The organism is Micromonospora sp. CA-111912, from assembly GCF_050948415.1.
Classification (GTDB): domain Bacteria; phylum Actinomycetota; class Actinomycetes; order Mycobacteriales; family Micromonosporaceae; genus Micromonospora.
The window spans coordinates 6302282-6320792 of the sequence record NZ_CP192007.1 but is presented as its reverse complement, the minus strand read 5'-3'; the positions used below and the strand labels follow the sequence as shown (position 1 = coordinate 6320792).

The 18511-nt window shown below is 73.8% G+C and carries 14 protein-coding genes and 1 pseudogene; 9 read left to right on the top strand and 6 right to left on the bottom strand.

Annotated features, from left to right (window positions below):
* The first annotated feature begins 35 nt into the window (after positions 1-35).
* Entirely contained in the window at positions 36-1496 is a 1461-nt protein-coding gene (locus ACQPZO_RS26590) for a M1 family metallopeptidase (protein WP_433344660.1), read from the top strand.
* Between the two features lie 49 nt (positions 1497-1545).
* Here the strand turns inward: ACQPZO_RS26590 and ACQPZO_RS26585 are convergent, their stop codons facing one another.
* The gene (locus tag ACQPZO_RS26585; protein WP_433344659.1) at positions 1546-2664 is read right to left on the bottom strand and encodes an LCP family protein; all 1119 of its coding nucleotides are present in this window, start codon (positions 2662-2664) and stop codon (positions 1546-1548) included.
* A 138-nt stretch (positions 2665-2802) separates the two neighbouring features.
* Between ACQPZO_RS26585 and ACQPZO_RS26580 the strand changes: the two genes are divergently transcribed.
* Positions 2803-4500: an FAD-dependent oxidoreductase gene (locus ACQPZO_RS26580; RefSeq protein ID WP_433344658.1), complete on the top strand. Its 1698-nt coding sequence runs from the start codon at positions 2803-2805 to the stop codon at positions 4498-4500.
* Between the two features lie 120 nt (positions 4501-4620).
* Positions 4621-6177, top strand: coding sequence for a glutamine-hydrolyzing GMP synthase (guaA, locus tag ACQPZO_RS26575; protein WP_433344657.1), 1557 nt, complete (start codon positions 4621-4623; stop codon positions 6175-6177).
* A gap of 7 nt (positions 6178-6184) precedes the next feature.
* Here guaA and ACQPZO_RS26570 read toward each other — a convergent pair whose 3' ends face one another.
* Positions 6185-6556, bottom strand: coding sequence for a PspC domain-containing protein (locus ACQPZO_RS26570; RefSeq protein WP_350881819.1), 372 nt, complete (start codon positions 6554-6556; stop codon positions 6185-6187).
* 144 nt (positions 6557-6700) lie between these two features.
* On the opposite strand from ACQPZO_RS26570, the gene ACQPZO_RS26565 reads away from it, so the two are divergent.
* From ACQPZO_RS26565 to ACQPZO_RS26555, 3 genes are all read left to right on the top strand, one after another.
* Positions 6701-7648, top strand: coding sequence for an NUDIX domain-containing protein (locus ACQPZO_RS26565; RefSeq protein ID WP_433344656.1), 948 nt, complete (start codon positions 6701-6703; stop codon positions 7646-7648).
* A gap of 191 nt (positions 7649-7839) precedes the next feature.
* The gene (locus ACQPZO_RS26560) at positions 7840-8754 is read left to right on the top strand and encodes an NUDIX hydrolase (protein ID WP_433344655.1); all 915 of its coding nucleotides are present in this window, start codon (positions 7840-7842) and stop codon (positions 8752-8754) included.
* Positions 8755-9099: 345 nt separating this feature from the next.
* Positions 9100-10020 carry a CDP-alcohol phosphatidyltransferase family protein gene (locus ACQPZO_RS26555; RefSeq protein ID WP_433344654.1) on the top strand — a complete coding sequence of 307 codons (921 nt, stop codon included), beginning with the start codon at positions 9100-9102 and terminating at the stop codon, positions 10018-10020.
* A gap of 60 nt (positions 10021-10080) precedes the next feature.
* Here the strand turns inward: ACQPZO_RS26555 and ACQPZO_RS26550 are convergent, their stop codons facing one another.
* From ACQPZO_RS26550 to ACQPZO_RS26540, 3 genes and pseudogenes are all read right to left on the bottom strand, one after another.
* Positions 10081-11334 (bottom strand): phosphatidylserine decarboxylase, encoded by a 1254-nt coding sequence (locus ACQPZO_RS26550; protein WP_433344653.1) that lies wholly within the window; start codon positions 11332-11334, stop codon positions 10081-10083.
* A 534-nt stretch (positions 11335-11868) separates the two neighbouring features.
* Positions 11869-12147 (bottom strand): annotated as a pseudogene (locus ACQPZO_RS26545) (hypothetical protein); the annotation flags it as partial.
* On the bottom strand, positions 12144-13988 hold the full coding sequence (locus ACQPZO_RS26540) for a PspC domain-containing protein (protein ID WP_433344652.1): 1845 nt from the start codon (positions 13986-13988) through the stop codon (positions 12144-12146). The gene ACQPZO_RS26540 and the pseudogene ACQPZO_RS26545, both read right to left, overlap by 4 nt.
* Positions 13989-14222: 234 nt before the next feature.
* Here ACQPZO_RS26540 and ACQPZO_RS26535 point away from each other — a divergent pair, with 234 nt between their 5' ends.
* Positions 14223-15419 carry a PspC domain-containing protein gene (locus ACQPZO_RS26535; protein ID WP_433351276.1) on the top strand — a complete coding sequence of 399 codons (1197 nt, stop codon included), beginning with the start codon at positions 14223-14225 and terminating at the stop codon, positions 15417-15419.
* A 2-nt stretch (positions 15420-15421) separates the two neighbouring features.
* Positions 15422-16102, top strand: coding sequence for a response regulator transcription factor (locus ACQPZO_RS26530; protein WP_350882108.1), 681 nt, complete (start codon positions 15422-15424; stop codon positions 16100-16102).
* On the opposite strand, the gene ACQPZO_RS26525 is transcribed toward ACQPZO_RS26530, so the two are convergent.
* Positions 16002-16337 (bottom strand): PIG-L deacetylase family protein, encoded by a 336-nt coding sequence (locus tag ACQPZO_RS26525; RefSeq protein ID WP_433344651.1) that lies wholly within the window; start codon positions 16335-16337, stop codon positions 16002-16004. The genes ACQPZO_RS26530 and ACQPZO_RS26525 overlap by 101 nt on opposite strands.
* A 435-nt stretch (positions 16338-16772) precedes the next feature.
* Here ACQPZO_RS26525 and ACQPZO_RS26520 point away from each other — a divergent pair, with 435 nt between their 5' ends.
* Complete coding sequence (locus ACQPZO_RS26520; protein ID WP_433344650.1) at positions 16773-18413, top strand: peptide ABC transporter substrate-binding protein; 1641 nt, start codon at positions 16773-16775, stop codon at positions 18411-18413.
* The last annotated feature ends 98 nt before the right edge of the window (positions 18414-18511 follow it).

Below are 18511 nucleotides of genomic sequence, written 5' to 3'. Positions count from 1 at the left end.
GCGGTCCGGGGACCTCCGCCGGGAGGGACGACGTGATGACCCTGACCCTGCGGGGCCTGCGCCCCGGCACCGGGCTGCTGCTGGCCGTTGCGCTCGGGCTGGCCGGCTGCTCCTCGACGCCGACCGAGCCGTCCGCGCCGGAGGCAGCCGCGTCGGCGACCTCGGCCCGGCAGTTCAGGCCCGGCGCGGCCGGGGTGGGCGACGACTACTTCCCCGGGTACGGCAACGCCGGGTACGACGTGACCCGGTACACCGTGCGGGTCCGCTACGACCCGGCGAAGGACCGGCTGACCGGCACCACCGTCGTGCAGGCCACGGCCACCGCCGACCTGTCCTCGTTCAACCTGGACCTCGCCGGGCTGACCGTGCGGAAGGTGACCGTGGACGGCGTCCCCGCCCGGCACGCCCGCACCGGCGACGAGCTGGTGATCACCCCCACCGTCGGGCTGACCTCGGGCAACGGCTTCACCGCCGAGATCGGCTACGACGGCGAGCCGAAGCTGCTGCGCAACGAGGCCCTCGGCGAGGGCGGGTTCCGGGCCACCTCCGACGGCGCGGTGGCCCTCGGCCAGCCCGAGTCGGCGAGCACCTGGTACCCGGTCAACGACCACCCCCTGGACAAGGCCACGTACGACTTCGAGATCACCGTGCCGGACGGGCTGACCGCGGTCAGCAACGGGGTGCCGCTGGGGAAGACCACCCGGGCCGGCTGGACCACCTGGAAGTGGGCGGAGCGCTCGCCCATGGCCAGCTACCTGAGCACCCTGGCGATCGGCGAGTTCCGGGTGACCCGCGCCGAGCACAAGGGCCGGCCGGTGTTCAGCGCGGTCACCACGAAGCTGCCGAAGGGGGCCGCGGACGCGTCGATCGCCCGCACCGTCGAGGTGGCCGACTATCTGGAGGGCGTCTTCGGGCCGTACCCGTTCGGCGCGTACGGCGGGGTGGTCGTCTCGGAGCCGGGCATCGGGTACGCGCTGGAGACGCAGAGCCGGCCGGTCTACTCGGCCAGCTTCTTCCGCGGGGGCGAGAACACCGGGGTGGTCGCGCACGAGCTGGCCCACCAGTGGTTCGGCAACAGTGTGGCGCTGGCCAGGTGGCAGGACATCTGGCTCAACGAGGGGCTCGCCACGTACGCGGAGTGGCTGTGGGAGGACCACCGCGGCGGGCGGACGGCGCGGCAGTCGTTCGACGCGGCGTACCTCGGCGCGTCCGGTCAGGTCTGGCGGACCCCGCCGGGGAAGCCGGGGGCGGCGAACCTGTTCAGCGAGTCGGTGTACCAGCGCGGGGGGATGACCGTGCACGCGCTGCGCGTCGCCGTCGGCGACCGGGCGTTCTTCGCGCTGCTGAAGACCTGGGCGGCGGACAAGCGCGACGGCAACGCCACCACCGCGGAGTTCGTCGCCCTCGCCGAGCAGGTCTCCGGCAAGCAGCTCGACGCGCTCTTCGACGCGTGGCTCTACGGAACGGAGCGGCCGGCGCGACCCACGGCCCGCTGACCCGGGTCGCCCGCTCGGCTTCCTGCTGCACCGGCCGTCCCGGCGCCGGTCACTTCTTCACCACCAGCTCGGGGTGGGCGGCCAGGTACTGCTCGGCGCGGCCCGCCTTCAGCTCGGTGAGGAACTTCCGGCCGACCGGCTTGAGCTGCTCGCCGCGGTAGGCGCTGCCCTTGCCCACTCCCTCGCCGGGCAGGCTGACCAGGACGACCCGGTCGGCGGGCAGCCCGCCGAGGGCGTACGCGAGGTCGACGATCCTCGGCCCGCCCGCGTAGATCAGGGTGTCGCCGAGCGCGCCGACGACCTGCTCGACCCGGTCGGGCTGCCGGGCCAGGTCCTCGCCCTGGATCTTGCGGACCAGCGCCCGGATCAGCTGCTGCTGGTGGCGCTGCCGGGCGTAGTCCCCGCCGTCCAGGCCGTAGCGCTGCCGGGAGTAGTCCAGCGCCTGCCAGCCGTTCAGGTGCCGTTCGCCCTTCTCGTAGACCATCTGCGGGCCGACGTAGCCGCCGCCGCCCGGCGCCGGCTCGCGGTGCCGACCGTCGGGCCGCCGGTGCAGCGAGACGGTGCGCTGGTCGATGTAGACGTCGATGCCGCCGACCGCGTTCACCAGCTTCTCGAAGCCCTGGAAGGTGACCACCGCCCCGGCGTCGAGGCGCAACCCGGTGTACCCGCTGACGGTGCTGCGCAGCAGCTCGTACCCCTGGGCGGCGCTCGGCTCCTTCGGCTTGCCGGGCACCCGGCTGCCGTAGCTCATCGCGTGGGTGAGCTTGGTCTTTCCGCCCTTGTACCCGGCCTTCGGGAAGGCGGGTATGTCGACCAGCAGGTCGCGGGGGAGCGAGAAGACGTACGCCCGGTCCAGCTCCTTCGTCACGTGCGCCACCAGCACGGCGTCGCCGTGCGGCTCCCAGCCGGGCACGCTGACCCGGGTGTCCACACCGACCATGAGCAGGTTCAACGGCCCGGTCACGTCGGCCCCCGGCGGTGGGGTGGGGCTCGGCGTGGCCTCCGACGGCGTGGGCGCGGCGGTGACCCGACCCGCCCCGCGCTCGGGCTGCCGGTCCGCGACCAGCCGGACGGCCACCGTCGCGCCGCCCGCCACCAGGACCAGGGCCGCGAGGACCGCCAGCACCACCCGCCACCGCCGGCGTCCGGTTCCCGCCTGTCCGGCCATGTCACACCCCCGTTCGTACAACGCTCCGACCGAGTCGCCGGGTTGCGGCCGCTGAGCGACGGATCGCCGGCGGCGGGGTGCATGATGCCGCGAAAACGGGCGCTGGCGCGATAGCTACCCGTCGGTAATGATGCGTCCATGCGGTACGACGTGCTCGTCATCGGGTCCGGCTTCGGCGGCAGCGTCACCGCGCTCCGGCTGGCCGAGAAGGGCTACTCGGTCGGCGTGCTGGAGGCCGGGCGGCGCTTCGCCGACGACGAGTTCCCGGAGACCTCGTGGCGGCTGCGCCGGTTCCTCTGGGCCCCGCGCCTCGGCTGCTACGGGCTGCAACGGATCACCCTGCTCCGGTCCGCCGGGCGCGGGGCCGGCGGCGGGGTGCTGGTGCTGTCCGGGGCAGGGGTGGGCGGCGGTTCGCTGGTCTACGCGAACACCCTCTACGAGCCGCTCGACGCGTTCTACGCCGACCCGCAGTGGCGGGACGTCACCGACTGGCGTGCCGAGCTGGCCCGCCACTACGACCAGGCGAAGCGGATGCTCGGCGTCACCACGTACCCGGTGCAGACCCCGGCGGACCGGGCGATGCGGGCGGTGGCCGACCGGATGGGCGTGGGCCACACCTACCACTCCACCCCCGTCGGGGTGCACATCGGCCGGCCGGGGGAGCGGGTCGCCGACCCGTACTTCGGCGGGGCCGGCCCGGAGCGCACCGGCTGCACGCACTGCGGGGCGTGCATGACCGGCTGCCGGCACGGGGCGAAGAACACCCTGGTCAAGAACTACCTGTGGCTGGCCGAACGGCTCGGCGCGCGGGTGCACCCGCTGACCACGGTCACCGCCGTCCGCCCGGCCGACGGCGGCGGCTACCGGGTGGAGACCGTCCGCACCGGGGCCTGGCTGCACAAGCGTCGTCAGGTGTTCCACGCCGACCAGGTGGTCCTCGCCGCCGGGTCGCTTGGCACCCAGCGGCTGCTGCACGAGATGAAGGCCACCGGGGCGCTGCCCGCCCTGTCGCCCCGCCTCGGCGAGCTGACCCGGACGAACTCCGAGGCGATCCTCGGCGCGTCGGTGCCCCCCGCGCGGGCCCGCGCCGAGGGGCTGGACTTCACCGAGGGGGTGGCGATCACCAGCTCGTTCCACCCCGACCCGCAGACCCACATCGAGCCGGTCCGCTACGGGCGCGGCTCGAACGCGATGGGGCTGCTCCAGTCGCTGCTGGTCGACGGCGGCCCGCACCGGGCCCGGCGCTGGGTGGCCACCCTGCTGCGGCAGCCCGGGACCGCCGCCCGGATGCTCACCGTCCGCAACTGGTCGGAGCGGACCGTCATCGCGCTGGTCATGCAGTCAGCCGACAACTCGCTGACCACCCGCTGGCGGCGCGGCCTGTTCGGCCGGCGGCTGGCCGCCGTCGCGGGCCACGGCGAGCCCAGCCCGACCTGGATCCCGGCCGGCAACGCCGCCGCCCGGCTGCTCGCCGAGGAGATCGGCGGCACGCCCGGCGGGGCGCTCACCGAGCCGTTCAACATCCCGATGACCGCGCACATCCTCGGCGGGGCGGTGATCGGCGTCACCCCGGCCGACGGGGTGATCGACCCGTACCACCGGGTGCACGGCCATCCCGGGCTGCACGTGGTGGACGGCGCGGCCGTCTCGGCGAACCTCGGGGTGAACCCCTCGCTGACCATCACGGCCCAGGCGGAACGGGCGATGTCCCTCTGGCCCAACAAGGGCGAGGCCGATCCGCGCCCGCCGCTCGGGGAGCCGTACCGGCGTCTCGACCCGGTGCCGCCGGCCCACCCGGCGGTCCCGGCGGACGCCCCCGGCGCCCTGCGGGCGTGAGCGGAAGGACACCTTCTCGACGCCCCCGGCGGGGAATGGCTCCCCTGTCGCCGGAACATCCGCGCGGGAAGGGCCGCCCGCGCACCGGAGCGGGGGTGACTGTCGGTAGGCTTCCTGCACATGAGCACGCCTCGTCCCGTCCTCGTCGTGGACTTCGGAGCCCAGTACGCCCAGCTCATCGCGCGCCGGGTGCGTGAGGCGCGGGTCTATTCGGAGATCGTGCCGCACTCGATGCCGGTGGCCGAGATGCTGGCGAAGAACCCGGCCGCGATCATCCTGTCCGGCGGCCCGGCCAGCGTCTACGCCCCCGACGCCCCGCAGATCGACGCCGGGATGTTCGATGCCGGCGTCCCGGTGTTCGGCATCTGCTACGGCTTCCAGGCGATGGCCCAGGCGCTCGGCGGCACCGTGGCACGCACCGGCAACCGGGAGTACGGCGGCACCCCGCTGCGCCCCCGCCTCCTCGAACCCGGTGTGTTGCTCCGCGACCTGCCGGCCGACCTGCCGGTGTGGATGAGCCACGGCGACTGCGTCACCGAGGCCCCGGCCGGCTTCACGGTCACCGCCGAGTCGGAGGGGGCACCGGTCGCCGCGTTCGAGGACCTGGCCGGCCGCCGGGCCGGGGTGCAGTTCCACCCGGAGGTCGGGCACACCGCGCACGGCCAGGAGATGCTCACCCGGTTCCTGTACGACATCGCCGGCATCGAGCCCACCTGGACCTCCGCGAACATCATCGACGAGCAGGTCGCCCGGATCCGCGCGCAGGTGGGCGACAAGGAGGTCATCTGCGGCCTGTCCGGCGGGGTGGACTCGGCGGTCGCCGCCGCGCTGGTGCACAAGGCCGTCGGCGACCAGCTCACCTGCGTCTTCGTCGACCACGGCCTGCTGCGGGCCGGTGAGGCCGAGCAGGTGGAGAAGGACTACGTCGCCGCCATCGGCATCAAACTCAAGGTGGTCGACGCGCAGGACCGGTTCCTCGGCGCGCTTGCCGGGGTGATCGACCCGGAGCAGAAGCGGAAGATCATCGGCCGGGAGTTCATCCGGGTCTTCGAGGCTGCCGCCCGGGAGATCGCCTCGCACGGCGACGTCGAGTTCCTGGTCCAGGGCACCCTCTACCCGGACGTGGTGGAGTCCGGCGGCGGCACCGGCACCGCCAACATCAAGAGCCACCACAACGTCGGCGGCCTCCCGGAGGACCTGAAGTTCGCCCTGGTCGAGCCGCTGCGCACGCTGTTCAAGGACGAGGTCCGGGCGCTCGGCCTGGAGCTGGGCCTGCCCGAGGCGATGGTCTGGCGGCACCCGTTCCCGGGTCCCGGGCTGGCCATCCGGATCATCGGCGCGGTCGACCGGGAGCGGCTCGACCTGCTGCGCCAGGCCGACCTGATCGCCCGCGAGGAGTTGACCGCGGCCGGCCTGGACCGGGGCGTCTGGCAGTTCCCGGTGGTGCTGCTGGCCGACGTGCGCAGCGTCGGCGTGCAGGGCGACGGGCGCACCTACGGGCATCCCGTGGTGCTGCGCCCGGTCTCCAGCGAGGACGCGATGACCGCCGACTGGTCCCGGCTGCCCTACGAGGTGGTCGCCAGGATCTCCACCCGGATCACCAACGAGGTGGCCGAGGTGAACCGGGTGGTCCTGGACGTCACCAGCAAGCCGCCGGGCACCATCGAGTGGGAGTGACGCCGGCTCAGCCGGCCGTCGGCGGCACCGGCCCGTCCGGTGCCCCGCCCGCCCCGGGCGCGGTCGCCGGGGCCGGCGGCCAGGTCGGCTGCGGGCCGTACCCCGGGGTGGGCGACGGGCCGGGCGTCGCGGGGCCCGCCGGGTGCGGCCAGGCCGGGGCGCCGGCCGGCTCCTCCGGCATCAGGAACCACATGATCGGGTACGCCAGCGCGGCGAGCCCGCCGGTGAGCACGGTCGCGACGGCGAACGCCACCCGGACGAGGGTGGGGTCGACGGCGAAGTAGCGGCCGACGCCGCTGGCCACCCCGGCCACCATCCGGTCGGTGGTGGGGCGGCGGAGCTGCTTGTACGGGGCCTGGTGCGGCGGTGTCGAGGTCATGTCCCCACGGTCCGCGCCGGGCGGCGTGGCGACCTCGGTGAGGGCCCGGATCGCTACCCTGACCGATCCCTGATGATCCAGTCATTAGTCAGGAATCTGACTCTTTTCGATCCAGGTAACGCCGGCCGAGGAGAATTCCCCCCCGTGACCACCATGCTGGAGCCGCTCCGCAGGATCGCGGCATACGCAGTTTGTGCTGATTCAGTCGGCCGATTGTTGCTGGTCCGCGCATCGCAGCGCTCCGGCACCCCTGGAACGTGGTCCCTCCCCGGCGGGGCGGTCGACCACGGGGAGGACCCGAACCACACCGTCGTCCGGGAGACCGCCGCCGAGACCGGGCTCTCGGTCGCCGTCGCCGGGCTGGACGACGTGCTCGCGGACATGCGGGCCCTGCCCGAGCGGGGCATCACCATCCACACCGACCGGCTCATCTACCAGGTCTCGGTGCGGGGCGGCACGCTCACCGACCGGGTCGACCGCCCCACCGACCTGGCCCGCTGGTTCACCCGCACCGAGGCCCGCGAGCTGCCGCTACGCGCGTTCACCGCGCGCGCCCTCGGCCTGCCCGCCTCCTCGGCCGACGTGGTGCCCGACGAGCCGCCGGAGTTCCCCTCCTTCTACGCGGTCCCGGGCCCGGACGGGCTGCACCGGGCCCAGCGCTTCGCCGCGTACGCGGTGGCGACCGATCCCGAGGGTCGGGTGCTGCTCACCCGGGTCTCCGACGGGTACCCGGGCGCCGGCTGTTGGCACCTGCCCGGCGGCGGCACCGACTACGGCGAGCAGCCGGGCGCGGCGCTGATCCGGGAACTGGTCGAGGAGACCGGCCAGCGGGGCCGCCTCGTCGAGCTGCTCGGCGTGGCCAGCCACCGCGACGCGGCCTCGCTCGGCCCCGAGGGCTACCCGATCGACTGGCACGGCGTACGCGCCTTCTACCGGGTGGCGGTCGACCAGCCCGCCCCGCCCACCGTGACCGATGTCGGCGGCTCCACCTGCGAGGCCCGCTGGTTCGCCCGCGAGGAGCTCGGCGCCCTGCCCACCGACCGGCTCACCGAGGTCACGGCCGAGGCGGTCCAGGCCGCCCGGCTCACCTGAGCGTCCCCTCCGCCCGTCCCCGCCCGCACGGGCCCGGTCCGTCTGCTGCGCGCCCGCTGACGGAGGTCAGCCGCCTGGCCGCGCCCGCCCGGGCCGGTCACTCGTCGGGTTGTCGCCGCGACCCGCCCTCGCGGTAGGCGATAGCTTCATGATCGACCGGGTACGCGATCCGGGGCGGACGGGGAGGGCGCATGGAGCAGCGGCGGCGGGTCGGGGCGTACGGGGTCTGTCGGGACCGGACCGGGCGGGTGCTGCTCGTGCGGGGGTCCGACCGGGCCGAATACCCGGGGGTGTGGCAGCTCCCCGGGGGTGGCCTGGAGCACGGGGAACACCCCGAGGCCGGCGCGCTGCGGGAGTTCGCCGAGGAGACCGGGCTCGCCGTCGAGGTGACCGGTCTGCTCGCCGCTGTCGCGGACGTCACACCGCTACCCGGCGCGGGCATCGAGCTGCACACCGACCGGATCGTCTTCGCCGTCCAGGTGAGCGGCGGTGCGCTCCGGGACGAGGCCGACGGCACCTCCGACCTGGTGCGCTGGTCGAGCATCGAGGAGGCGGCCGGGCTGCCGCTGATGCCGTTCACCGCCGAGGCGCTCGGCCTGCCGGTCACCCCGCTGCGGCGGCCCGCGCCCGGTGCCGCGCCGCGCGCGCCGTACCCGCCGCCGGCGGCCGACCGACGCCAGCGCTTCGCGGCGTACGGCCTGGTCACCGACCCGGCCGGCCGGGTGCTGCTCACCATGATCGCGGACGGATACCCGGGCGCCGGGCGGTGGCACCTGCCCGGCGGCGGCACCGACCATGGCGAGCAGCCGGCCGGCGGGCTGCTCCGCGAGTTGGTCGAGGAGGCCGGGCAGCTCGGCCGGGTAATGGAGCTGCTGATGGTGCACAACCTGCACAATCCCGCCGCGCTGGGGCCGGAGGGTCGGCCCCTGGACTGGCACGGGGTGCGGGTGGTCTACCGGGTGCAGGTCGAGAATCCGACCGAGGCGCGGGTCACCGAGCTGGCCGGGGGATCGACGGCCGCGGCGGCCTGGTTCCCACCCGACCGGCTCGAAGGGCTGCCCATGACCGAGGTCGCGGCCCTGGCAACCGGACATCACGTCGTATAGCGCCCGCCCGCTCAGCCGTCATCGACCGGCTCCGGTAGTCTGTGAAGCAGGGTTGATGGAGGAACGGGCGATGAAGCCCGAGACAGGAATAACAAGGCGTTTCGCGCGGTTTGACCGAGATGCAAGTACCGCCGGCAGCTATCGCCAAGCCCCACTCCCCTGTGCAATGGTGTACTCCGCTTGAACGGCTGCCGGGCCAGAAGCGGTCCGGCACGAGACAGCCGGACGCCCGCCCCCGTGGCGGCCAGTCGATCCGGTGATGGAGGAAACGTGCCGAGAGCCCCATGGCGCCGGCGTCGTACGACTGACAGTCCGCGCCCCGCAGGGCGTCGCTGGGCGGGCCCGTTGCGCCGCAGCAGCACGTTCGCCCGCCAGGTGCTGCTCGTCCGGGTGGGTCGCCGCGACGGCGTCGCCGCCGCGGGCACCGACCTGGCCTCGCCCGAGCACCGCTACCTCGACCGGCAGCGTCGCCGGTACGGCCTCGACCGGTACGAGCGCACCGAGGTCCAGGCGATCGTGCCGGTGAGCCCGGCCCTCGCCCCCAGCGCCCCGGTCGACGACGAAGCGTCGATGTCGATCCCGCTGCTGCCGGGCGACCGGACGGCGGCCCGCCGGGCCAAGTTCGCGCTGGTCAACGCCTGCACCCTGGCCAGCCTGGTGCTCGGGATCAACGCCATCTTCCTGGCCATGCAGGGTGAGGTGCGCATCGCCGCGCTCCTCCTCATCGCCTGCGTCGTGTTCGACGGGCTCGACGGCGCGCTCGCCCGCAAGTTCGGGGTGGCCAGCCCGTTCGGCGCCCAGATGGACTCGCTGGCCGACATGTGCTCGTTCGGCCTCGCCGCCCCGGTGGTGGTCTACGCATCGCTGGCCGGCGAGGCCCCGCCCGCCGCCGCCGCGGTGGCCGCAGCGCTCGTCGCCGCCTGCGCGGCGATCCGGCTCGCCCGGTTCAACGTCTCGCCGAAGGACGGCCGCTTCTTCTGCGGCGTGCCGACGACGATGGCCGCAGCCGTGCTCGCCCTGACCGTCGCCATCGGGCTGCCGCTGCCCGGCCTGGTGCAGATCGCGGGGGTCGCGCTGTTGGCCGTCGCGATGGTCTCCAGTTTCCCCTACGCGAAGCTGGCCCGGCTGGTCAAGCTGCCACCGTGGCTCTGGCTGGCCCCGGTGATCGGCGGGCTCGTCGACGTCCGGCTGACCTTCGCCCTGGTCGTGATGGGCTACCTGGTCAGCGGCCCGCTGCTCTGGCTGCACCAGCGCCGCACCGCCTGACCGACGATCTACCCGAAAGGGGCGCCGCTGTCCGCGGCGCCCCTTTCGTCGTCCTCGCGGTCAGCGCCAGCGGGCGATGACCGTGGACCCGCCGATGACCTTGTCGCCCGGCCCGACGAGCGGGTCGGCCGCGTCGGCCGGCAGGTAGATGTCGGTCCGCGAGCCGAACCGGATCAGGCCGAACCGCTCGCCCCTGGCCAGCAGCGACCCGATCGGCGCGCGCTGCACGATCCGCCGGGCGATCAGCCCGGTGCGCTGCGCGACGACCACCGTGCCGTGCTCGGTGTCCAGCACCGTGTACGCCGCCACGTTGTGCTCGGCGTCCGGCTTCATCGCGTTGACGAAGCCGCCGTCGGCGACGAAGTAGTCGACCACCTTGCCGGCCACCGGGGACCGGTTGACGTGCACGTCCAGCACCGAGAGGAAGACCGCGACCCGCAGCCACTCGCCGTCGCCGAAGCGCTCGTCGTGCAGCCGCTGCACCGAGAGCACCTGCCCGTCGGCGGCCGCGACGACGGCCGACGGGTCCTCGGGGACGTCCCGCTCCGGGTCCCGGAAGAACGCGGCCACCGGGACGGCGGCCAGCGCCGGCAGCAGCCACAGCTTCGACTTCGGCCGGACGACCCGGGTCAGCGCGGCGAGCCCGAGGGCGATCCCGGCCGCAGCCACGCCGTTGGAGTCGATGTGCATGCTCCGGGTCATCGGGACGCTGGACGGCCGGTGGGCCGGGGCGAGCCGGGCGGCGACGGCCGTGCCGGCCGGGGTGAAGCGGAGCCGGTGCACCCGTACCGGCGGGGAGTTGCGCAGCACCAGGTCCGCCCCGACACCGTGCAGCGCGCCCTGCCGCTCGATCTCGGCGGCGGCGCCGGCGGTGCGCCCCGGGGCTGCGGGCGCGGCGAGGCTGAGCACCGCGCCGTCGGCGAGGTACTTGGTCAGGCCGTCGATGGTCGAGCGGGCCTCCTCGGCGGTGCCGGTGAGCGGCTCGGCGGCGATCACCACCTCGGCGGTGTCGGCCTCGGCGAGGGTGTCGGCCACCCGAACCCGGTCGGCGACCCAACGGCCCTGGGCCGTCACGTGCTCGCGCAACGCGGCGGGCGTGGCCGTCGCGGACGGCACCACGGTGAGGGAGTCGCCGGGCAACAGGGCGTCGATCGCCGCGGCCAGCACCGCGGACTTCGGGGTCGCGCCGACCAGCAGGGCGCCCTTCGGGTCGTTGCGCCGGGCGAGCTCGGTGACGAGGGTACGGGCGGCGCGCTCGCCGATGCGGACCGGACCAGGCTGGCCGGAGGTTCGCACGGCGGGGGACTGGGTCATGTCGGACGGGCTCCTGACGGGGTAGAGACGGAATCGCGGCGGGACCCCCACGGCGACCCGGTCGGGTCGGCCGCAGAACGGGCCGGCGACCTGTCGAAGCGGCCGTGGGCGCGGCCCGTGCCGGCCGGCGGAGGCGAGCTCTCCACCGGCCAGCATATGCGCCCGGCGCGGGCGACCGCACCGTCGTGGTCAGCCGTCCGCCCGCTGCGACCCGCGGCGCGACGCGTCCGGTGCGGCCGGGTCGTCCGGGTCGGCCGTCGGCCCCACGACGGTCGGATCGGCCGTCAGCCGGGGCAGCGGCTCGGTGACCCGCTCGGCGGCCGGGCCGGGCGGTGGCCCGCCGGCGGGGTCGGCGTCCAGCGGGTCCGCCGGCGACCAGCGGGCCGGCCCGCCGTCGCTGACCGGCCGGTCCTCGACCGCCCCCGGCCATTCGTCGGTGACCGCCGCGGTGGGCCACTCGTCGGCCGAGGGCGACCCGGCCTCGGTGAACGGCCGTTCGGAGCCCGGCCGGTCGCCGAAGCCGGCGTCCACGGCGTCCGCCGGTGCGGGCCGTTCGGCGTCGCGCTGGTCGCCGGAGCCCACGTCCACGGCGTCCGCCGGTGCCGGCCGTTTAGCGTCGCGCCGGTCGCCCCGGCCGGAGCGCAGCGCGCCGACCAGGCCCAGCGCGCCGATCAGGATCAGCCCGCCGGCCAGGAACCAGCCGACCGGCGGGAGGTCCAGGCCGAGTAGCTGGGCGAGCAGCCACCACCCGGCCAGGGCGACGAAGACCAGGCCGAAGCCCAGCGACACGACATCGGTGCGGTGGGCCTTCACCGGGTCACCTCCAGGTTGCCGGCGTTGATGTGGACGTACAGGCGCAGCTTCCCGCCCCCGGCGCCGTCCGCGCCGAGGTCGGTGCTCTCCCGGAGCCGGCCGTCCAGCCCACCGGAGCGTTTGCCGAAGACCTTGGCGTCCCCGGCGTTGACCTCGGCGATCGTCGTGACGTCGACGTTCGCCGGCACCACCACGGTCGCCGTCCCGAATTTGATCGCGACGGTGATCTGGGTGTCCTGCTTGTCGAAGTCGATCCCACGCAGGTCGAGCACGGCGTCGCCGAAGTTGTTCTCGTACCGGTCGGCCAGGTCACGACGGTCGGTGGGGGCCCAGGTGACGTTCCCGTCGATGCCCCGGATCCGGTCGTAGGACTCGGCGACGGTCGCGATGCCGAGCGCCGCCGCAGTGACCAGCCCGAGGGCGATCAGCCAGCGGGCGCGGCCGAACCAGGCGCCGACGAGCAGGCCGAGCCCGACCGTCGCCAGGGCCGCCGCGAAGTACGCCGACGCGCCCACGTGGATCACGTCCAGCAGGTCGAGCACGGCGACCACCCCGAGCGCCAGGAAGACCAGCGAGAAGGTCACGGCGCCCAGCGGGGAGCGTTCCCGGGGCTGCTTCGGGGGCTTGACCGGGCGGGGCGGTGGGGGAGCCGGCTGCGGGCCCCTGGCGTACGGGCCGTGCGGGGCGAACGGCGGCCGGTAGCCGGCCGGCGGCTGGGGCGGGGCGATCGGCGGGTAACCCGTCGCGGGCACGCCGACCGGGGGGAGGGCGCCGGTCGACGTGCCTGCCGGCGGCCAGGCGGGGAGCCCGACGGTCGGCCTGGCCGGGGCGGCCGGCCAAGCGGCGGCGGGCTGCTCGGGCGCCGACGTCCCGGACCGCTGCCCGGCGAACGGCGCCCAGGAGGGCTGACCGGCGACCACCGGCCCGACCGGCGGCAGCCCAGGGCCGGCGGGCGGGGTGAAGAGGCCGGGCGCGGGCCACGCGACCGGCGGCACCGGGCCCGGCGGGGTGGCGGCCGGCGCGCCGGGCACCGGACCCAGGTCGGCCGGGCCGCCCCGGCCGAACGTCCCGCGCTCGCGGTTGAGCAGCAGCGCGCCGCCGACCAGGATGGCCGCGCCCAGCAGCACCGCCCGGAACGCGTCGGTGACGATGTACCCGAAGCTCACCGCCACCAGGATGCTCAGCACGATCACGGTGAGCGGGGACATGCTGGACCGGCCCCGGCCCAGCATCGACTCGACCGGGGAGGCGCTGTCGCCCTCGCCCGGGATGATCAGCCAGGCCGTGACGTACACCAGGATGCCGATGCCGCCGAAGAAGCCGAGCACGGCCAGCAGCACCCGCCACAGCACCGGGTCGGTGTTGGTGGCCCGGCCGATCGCCGCGCAGACGCCGGCCAGGTAGCGGCCCTCGCGGGGCCGGACCAGCCCGTACCGGGAGGTGAAGCCGGCGCCCTCGGGCGGCGGGGGCGGTGCCGCGTACCCCCCGGGGGGTGGTGGTGGCGGGCCGCCCGGTCCCGGGCCGTGGGGCCCGGGGGTCTCCCCGGCCGGCGGCGACCAGGCCGGGTCGCCCCCGGCGGTCGGCGGCGGCCAGCCGCCCGGCGCGGACGCCCTCGGGTCGGCGGCGCCGGGAGTGCCCGGTCCCGCCGGGGTTCCGGTCGCGGCGGCACCCGGTGTCGCGGGGGAGCCGGTCGCACCCGGCCCCGGCCCGGCGGGTCTCGCCGGACCGAAGACGGTCGGTGCGGTCCAGCTGGTGGGCGTGGTGGGCGCCGGATCCGCCGGTGGCGGCCCGTCCGGCCATGCCGCCCCGGGACGGGGCGGCGGGGCAGCTTCCTCGGTCATGCCTCGATCCTGCTGCCCCGACCGGCCGGGTGGCCTCAGGACCCGACCCTGACCCCACCCTGAGATCCGGGCGGCCGGGATGTCGGGGGCGTCCCCGTGGTCCGTTGGGGTCCCCGCGTGTGACGATCGAAAGGGCACGCCGGTCCGGCGTCCGCCTCGTCGCACCTGAACAGGGAGTATCCGATCAGCACCGTGATCCAGCCGCCCCGGCTCTACCGGGTGCCCGAGCACCGGATGGCCGCCGGTGTCGCCGCCGGCATCGCCGACCACCTGGGCATCTCGGTGGTGCGGGTACGGATCGCCTTCACGGTGCTGCTCGGCCTCAGCGGGCTCGGGATGCTGCTCTATGCCGCCTTCTGGGCGGTCGTCCCGCTTCGGCCGGGTGACACCGCCGTCCCGCCCCGGCGGGACATCGGGCAGTTGCTGCCGTTCGTGGCGATCGGGCTCGGGGTGCTGCTGGTGCAGGTGATGGTCTTCGACTCGGTCGGCGCGGCGGGCACCGCCGGCTGGCTGGTCGCGATCATCGCGGTCGGCGCTGGGGTGATCTGGCACCAGGCCGCGCCGGAGCGCCGCAGGCAGTGGGGCGAGTCGATGCCGGTGCCCTGGCTGGGCGCGGTGGTGGAGGAGAGCGACCGGCGGGCCTTCGTGCTGCGGTTCATCGGCGGCGGGGTGCTGGTCGCGGTGGGCATCATCGGCGTCGTGGCGGTCTACTCGCCGGTGCAGAACTTCGACGCGGTGCTCAACGGCGTCATCTTCGCGCTGGTCGGGCTGGCCGGCGTGGGGGTGGTGGCGGCACCGGTGCTCTGGCGGACGTACAACCAGCTCCGCTCGGAGCGCGAGGGGCGCATCCGTGAGCAGGAACGGGCGGAGCTGGCCGCCATGGTGCACGACCAGGTGCTGCACACCCTCGCGCTGATCCAGCGCAACGCCGCCGACGTGACGACCGTGCAGCGGCTGGCGCGTGGCCAGGAGCGTTCGCTGCGCAACTGGCTCTACAAGCCGGCCGCCTCGCCCACGGAACGGTTCGCGGCGGCCCTGGAGCAGGCCGCGGCCGAGGTCGAGGACACCTTCGCGATCACCGTGGAAGCGGTGGTGGTGGGCGACCGGGACACCGACGAGCGGATCGGCGCGCTGGTCGCGGCGGCCCGGGAGGCGCTGGTGAACGCGGCCCGGCACGCCGGGGTGCGGACCGTCTCGCTGTACGCGGAGGTGGAGCCGGACCAGGTGAGCGCCTTCGTCCGGGACCGGGGCAAGGGCTTCGACCCGGATACCGTGGGAGACCACCGGCACGGGGTCCGGGGGTCGATCATCGGACGGATGAGGCGGCACGGCGGCCGGGCGGAGATCCGCTCCGAGCCGGGTGAGGGGACCGAGGTCCGGTTGATCCTGCCGATCTCCCGCGACCAGTCCACGACGGAGAGGGAGAAATGACCATGGCCGAGCACGGGCCGGTCGAGGGGGCACAGGGCCGCCCCGAGCGGCTGCGCGTCTTCCTCGTCGACGACCACGCCATGTTCCGCGCGGGGGTCCGCGCCGAGTTGGGCGCCCATGTCGAGGTGGTGGGCGAGGCCAGCACGGTGGCCGAGGCGGTCGCGCGGATCGCCGCAACCGGTCCCGACGTCGTGCTGCTGGACGTGCACATGCCCGACGGCGGCGGCCGGGCGGTGCTGGAGGCGATGCGCCGGACCCACCCGCAGGTGCGGTTCCTGGCGCTGAGCGTCTCCGACGCGGCGGAGGACGTGATCGGCCTCATCCGGGCCGGCGCCCGGGGTTACGTCACCAAGACCATCTCCCCGGACGATCTGGCCGCGGCGGTGCGCCGGGTGGCCGACGGGGACGCCGTGTTCAGCCCTCGGCTGGCCGGGTTCGTGCTGGACGCCTTCGCCGCCCGACCGGACGCCCCGGTGGCCGACCCGGAGCTGGACCTGCTCACCAACCGGGAGCGCGAGGTGCTCCGGTTGCTCGCCCGGGGGTACGCGTACAAGGAGATCGCCAAGGAGCTCTACATCTCGATCAAGACGGTCGAGACGCACGTGTCGAACGTGCTGCGCAAGCTCCAGATGTCCAACCGGTACGAGCTGTCCCGCTGGGCGGCGGACCGCCGCCTCGTCTGACGCCGGCCGGGGCCGCGGTGATGTCCCGGCGCAGCGCGGTCGTCGGGGCGAGGGTGCCGTCGACGAATCCGCCGGCGTCACCCTGGGTGACAATGAGGTAGGCCGCTCCCGTCCCCTCGTCCACCCAGCCGGCTATGGTGCCCGCACAGCCGAAGTCGACATCGTCCGGATGGGCAAATACGGCCAGCGCACGGTGGATGCCGGCGAGCGCCGGGGCGGAGGCGGGGAAGCTCACAGAGCCGAGCCTACGCGCCGACCTGGGCGAGGAGAGTCGACCACGTTTTCCCTGGTCAGGGCGATGCTGTCGGGTCGAATCATGATCTTTTCTCAAGTATCGGCAACGCTGCGACCAACTAACGGCTTGATAACGGCACCTTCACGTAACGGGCCGGTAGGTGTCACAGTTGCAGCACCTCACCCCCGGCGTGAGGCACCCACGCATGGTCCCGCGACCACGGAAGCCGCTGAGCAGTCACGGTTCGTGGCCGCCCGGCCCTGCGCGGAGCCGAGCCCGGTGCGGTGTGGTGGCCCGGCGGATCGGTGCATCAGGGGTGTCCCGATTTTTCTGCGTTAAACCGGCGGTGAGCGGTTGCGGTCGCCGGCGGTGTCACCCCAATACGTGCGTGAGAACTCACGACGGAACCAGGCTAGAAAGAGGAGGCCCCTCGGAATGAGAGTCTCGAAGCGGGCGAGTGGCGCGATCGCGTTGGGTGCGGCTTTCGCGCTCGTCGTGTCCGGCTGCTCCAGCAGCGACGACGGCGGCGACGCCGGCAATAGCGCGGACGGTGTTATCACGATCGACGGTGGCGAGCCGGAGAACCCGCTGGTCCCGTCGAACACCACCGAGACCAACGGTGGCAAGCTCATCGACTGGTTGTGGACCGGTCTGGTCGAGTACCCCAATGACGGTGGCGCCCCGCGGAACGCCCTCGCCGAGTCGATCGAGACGACCGACTCGAAGGTCTACAAGATCAAGATCAAGCAGGACACGAAGTTCCACGACGGCACCGCCGTCAAGGCCAAGAACTTCGTGGACGCCTGGAACTGGGGCGCCCACTCGCCGAACGGCGCGCAGAACTCCAGCTTCTTCGCGGACATCCAGGGCTTCGACGAGGTCAACACCGCCGACCCCGACGGCGCGGACGGCCCGCAGAAGGCCCCGGAGCCGAAGGCCAAGGTCATGTCCGGCCTGAAGGTCGTCGACGACTGGAACTTCGAGGTCACCCTCGCCGCGCCGACCGCCGTGTTCCCGACCAAGCTCGGCTACAGCACCTTCATGCCGCTGCCGGACGCGTTCTTCGCGGGCACCGCGGAGGACTTCGGCAAGAAGCCGATCGGCAACGGCCCGGTCAAGTTCGTGTCGTGGGAGAACAACGTCCTCATCAAGCTCACGCGGTTCGAGGACTACCAGCTGCGCGACAAGATGAAGATCAAGGACGTCAACGTCAAGCTCTCGCAGAACGACGACGCCGTCTACAGCGAGCTGGTCTCCAACAACATCGACTTCCAGCAGCAGGTTCCGGTCTCCTCCCTCGCGGGTGACAAGTGGAAGACCGACCTTGGCGAGCGGGCCATCTCGTCGGTTGCCCCGGTCACCGGCATCATCGCCTTCCCGATCTACGACAAGCGCTTCGCCGACCCGAAGCTGCGTCGCGCCGTCTCCCTGTCGATCAACCGGCAGGAGGTCACCGACAAGATCTTCTTCGGCAACCGCAAGCCGGCCGACAGCTGGGCCAACCCGTTGGCCCCGGGTGCGGCGCCGGGCAACTGCACCGCCTGCCAGTTCAACGTTGACGAGGCCAAGAAGCTCCTCACCGAGGCCGGTGGCTTCAGCGGCGAGATGGTCTTCTACTACAACGCGGACGCCAGCCACAAGGAGTGGATGGAGGCCGTCGCGCAGCAGGTCAAGACCAACCTCGGCATCAACGCCCGCGCCGAGGGCGTGCCGACCTTCGCGGTTTTCCGGCAGAACATCAACGCCCACAAGATGAAGGGCCCGTACCGCGCCGGTTGGCAGCAGGACTACCCGGACGTCGAGAACTGGGTCAACCCGCTCTACGTGACCGGCGGCTCCTCGAACGACGGCCTGTACAGCAACAAGCAGGTCGACGCCCTGGCCAAGGAGGCCAGCGCCGCGCCGAGCCTGGACGCCTCGCACGCCAAGTTCGCCGAGGCCGTCAAACTGATCGACGCTGACGCCCCGTCGATCCCGGTCTACTTCTCGGGCCAGCAGTCCGGCCGCTCGGACAAGATCAAGAAGATGGAGCTGACCAACGTCGGCGAGCTCGACATCACCTCGGTCGAGCTCTGATCCGTTCGGTCTGACCCCGGGTCGGGCTCACCTACCGGTGGGTCCGGCCCGGGGCCGTCTCGCGAGGGGTGTACAACAGCCCTCGCCACGTTGACGCC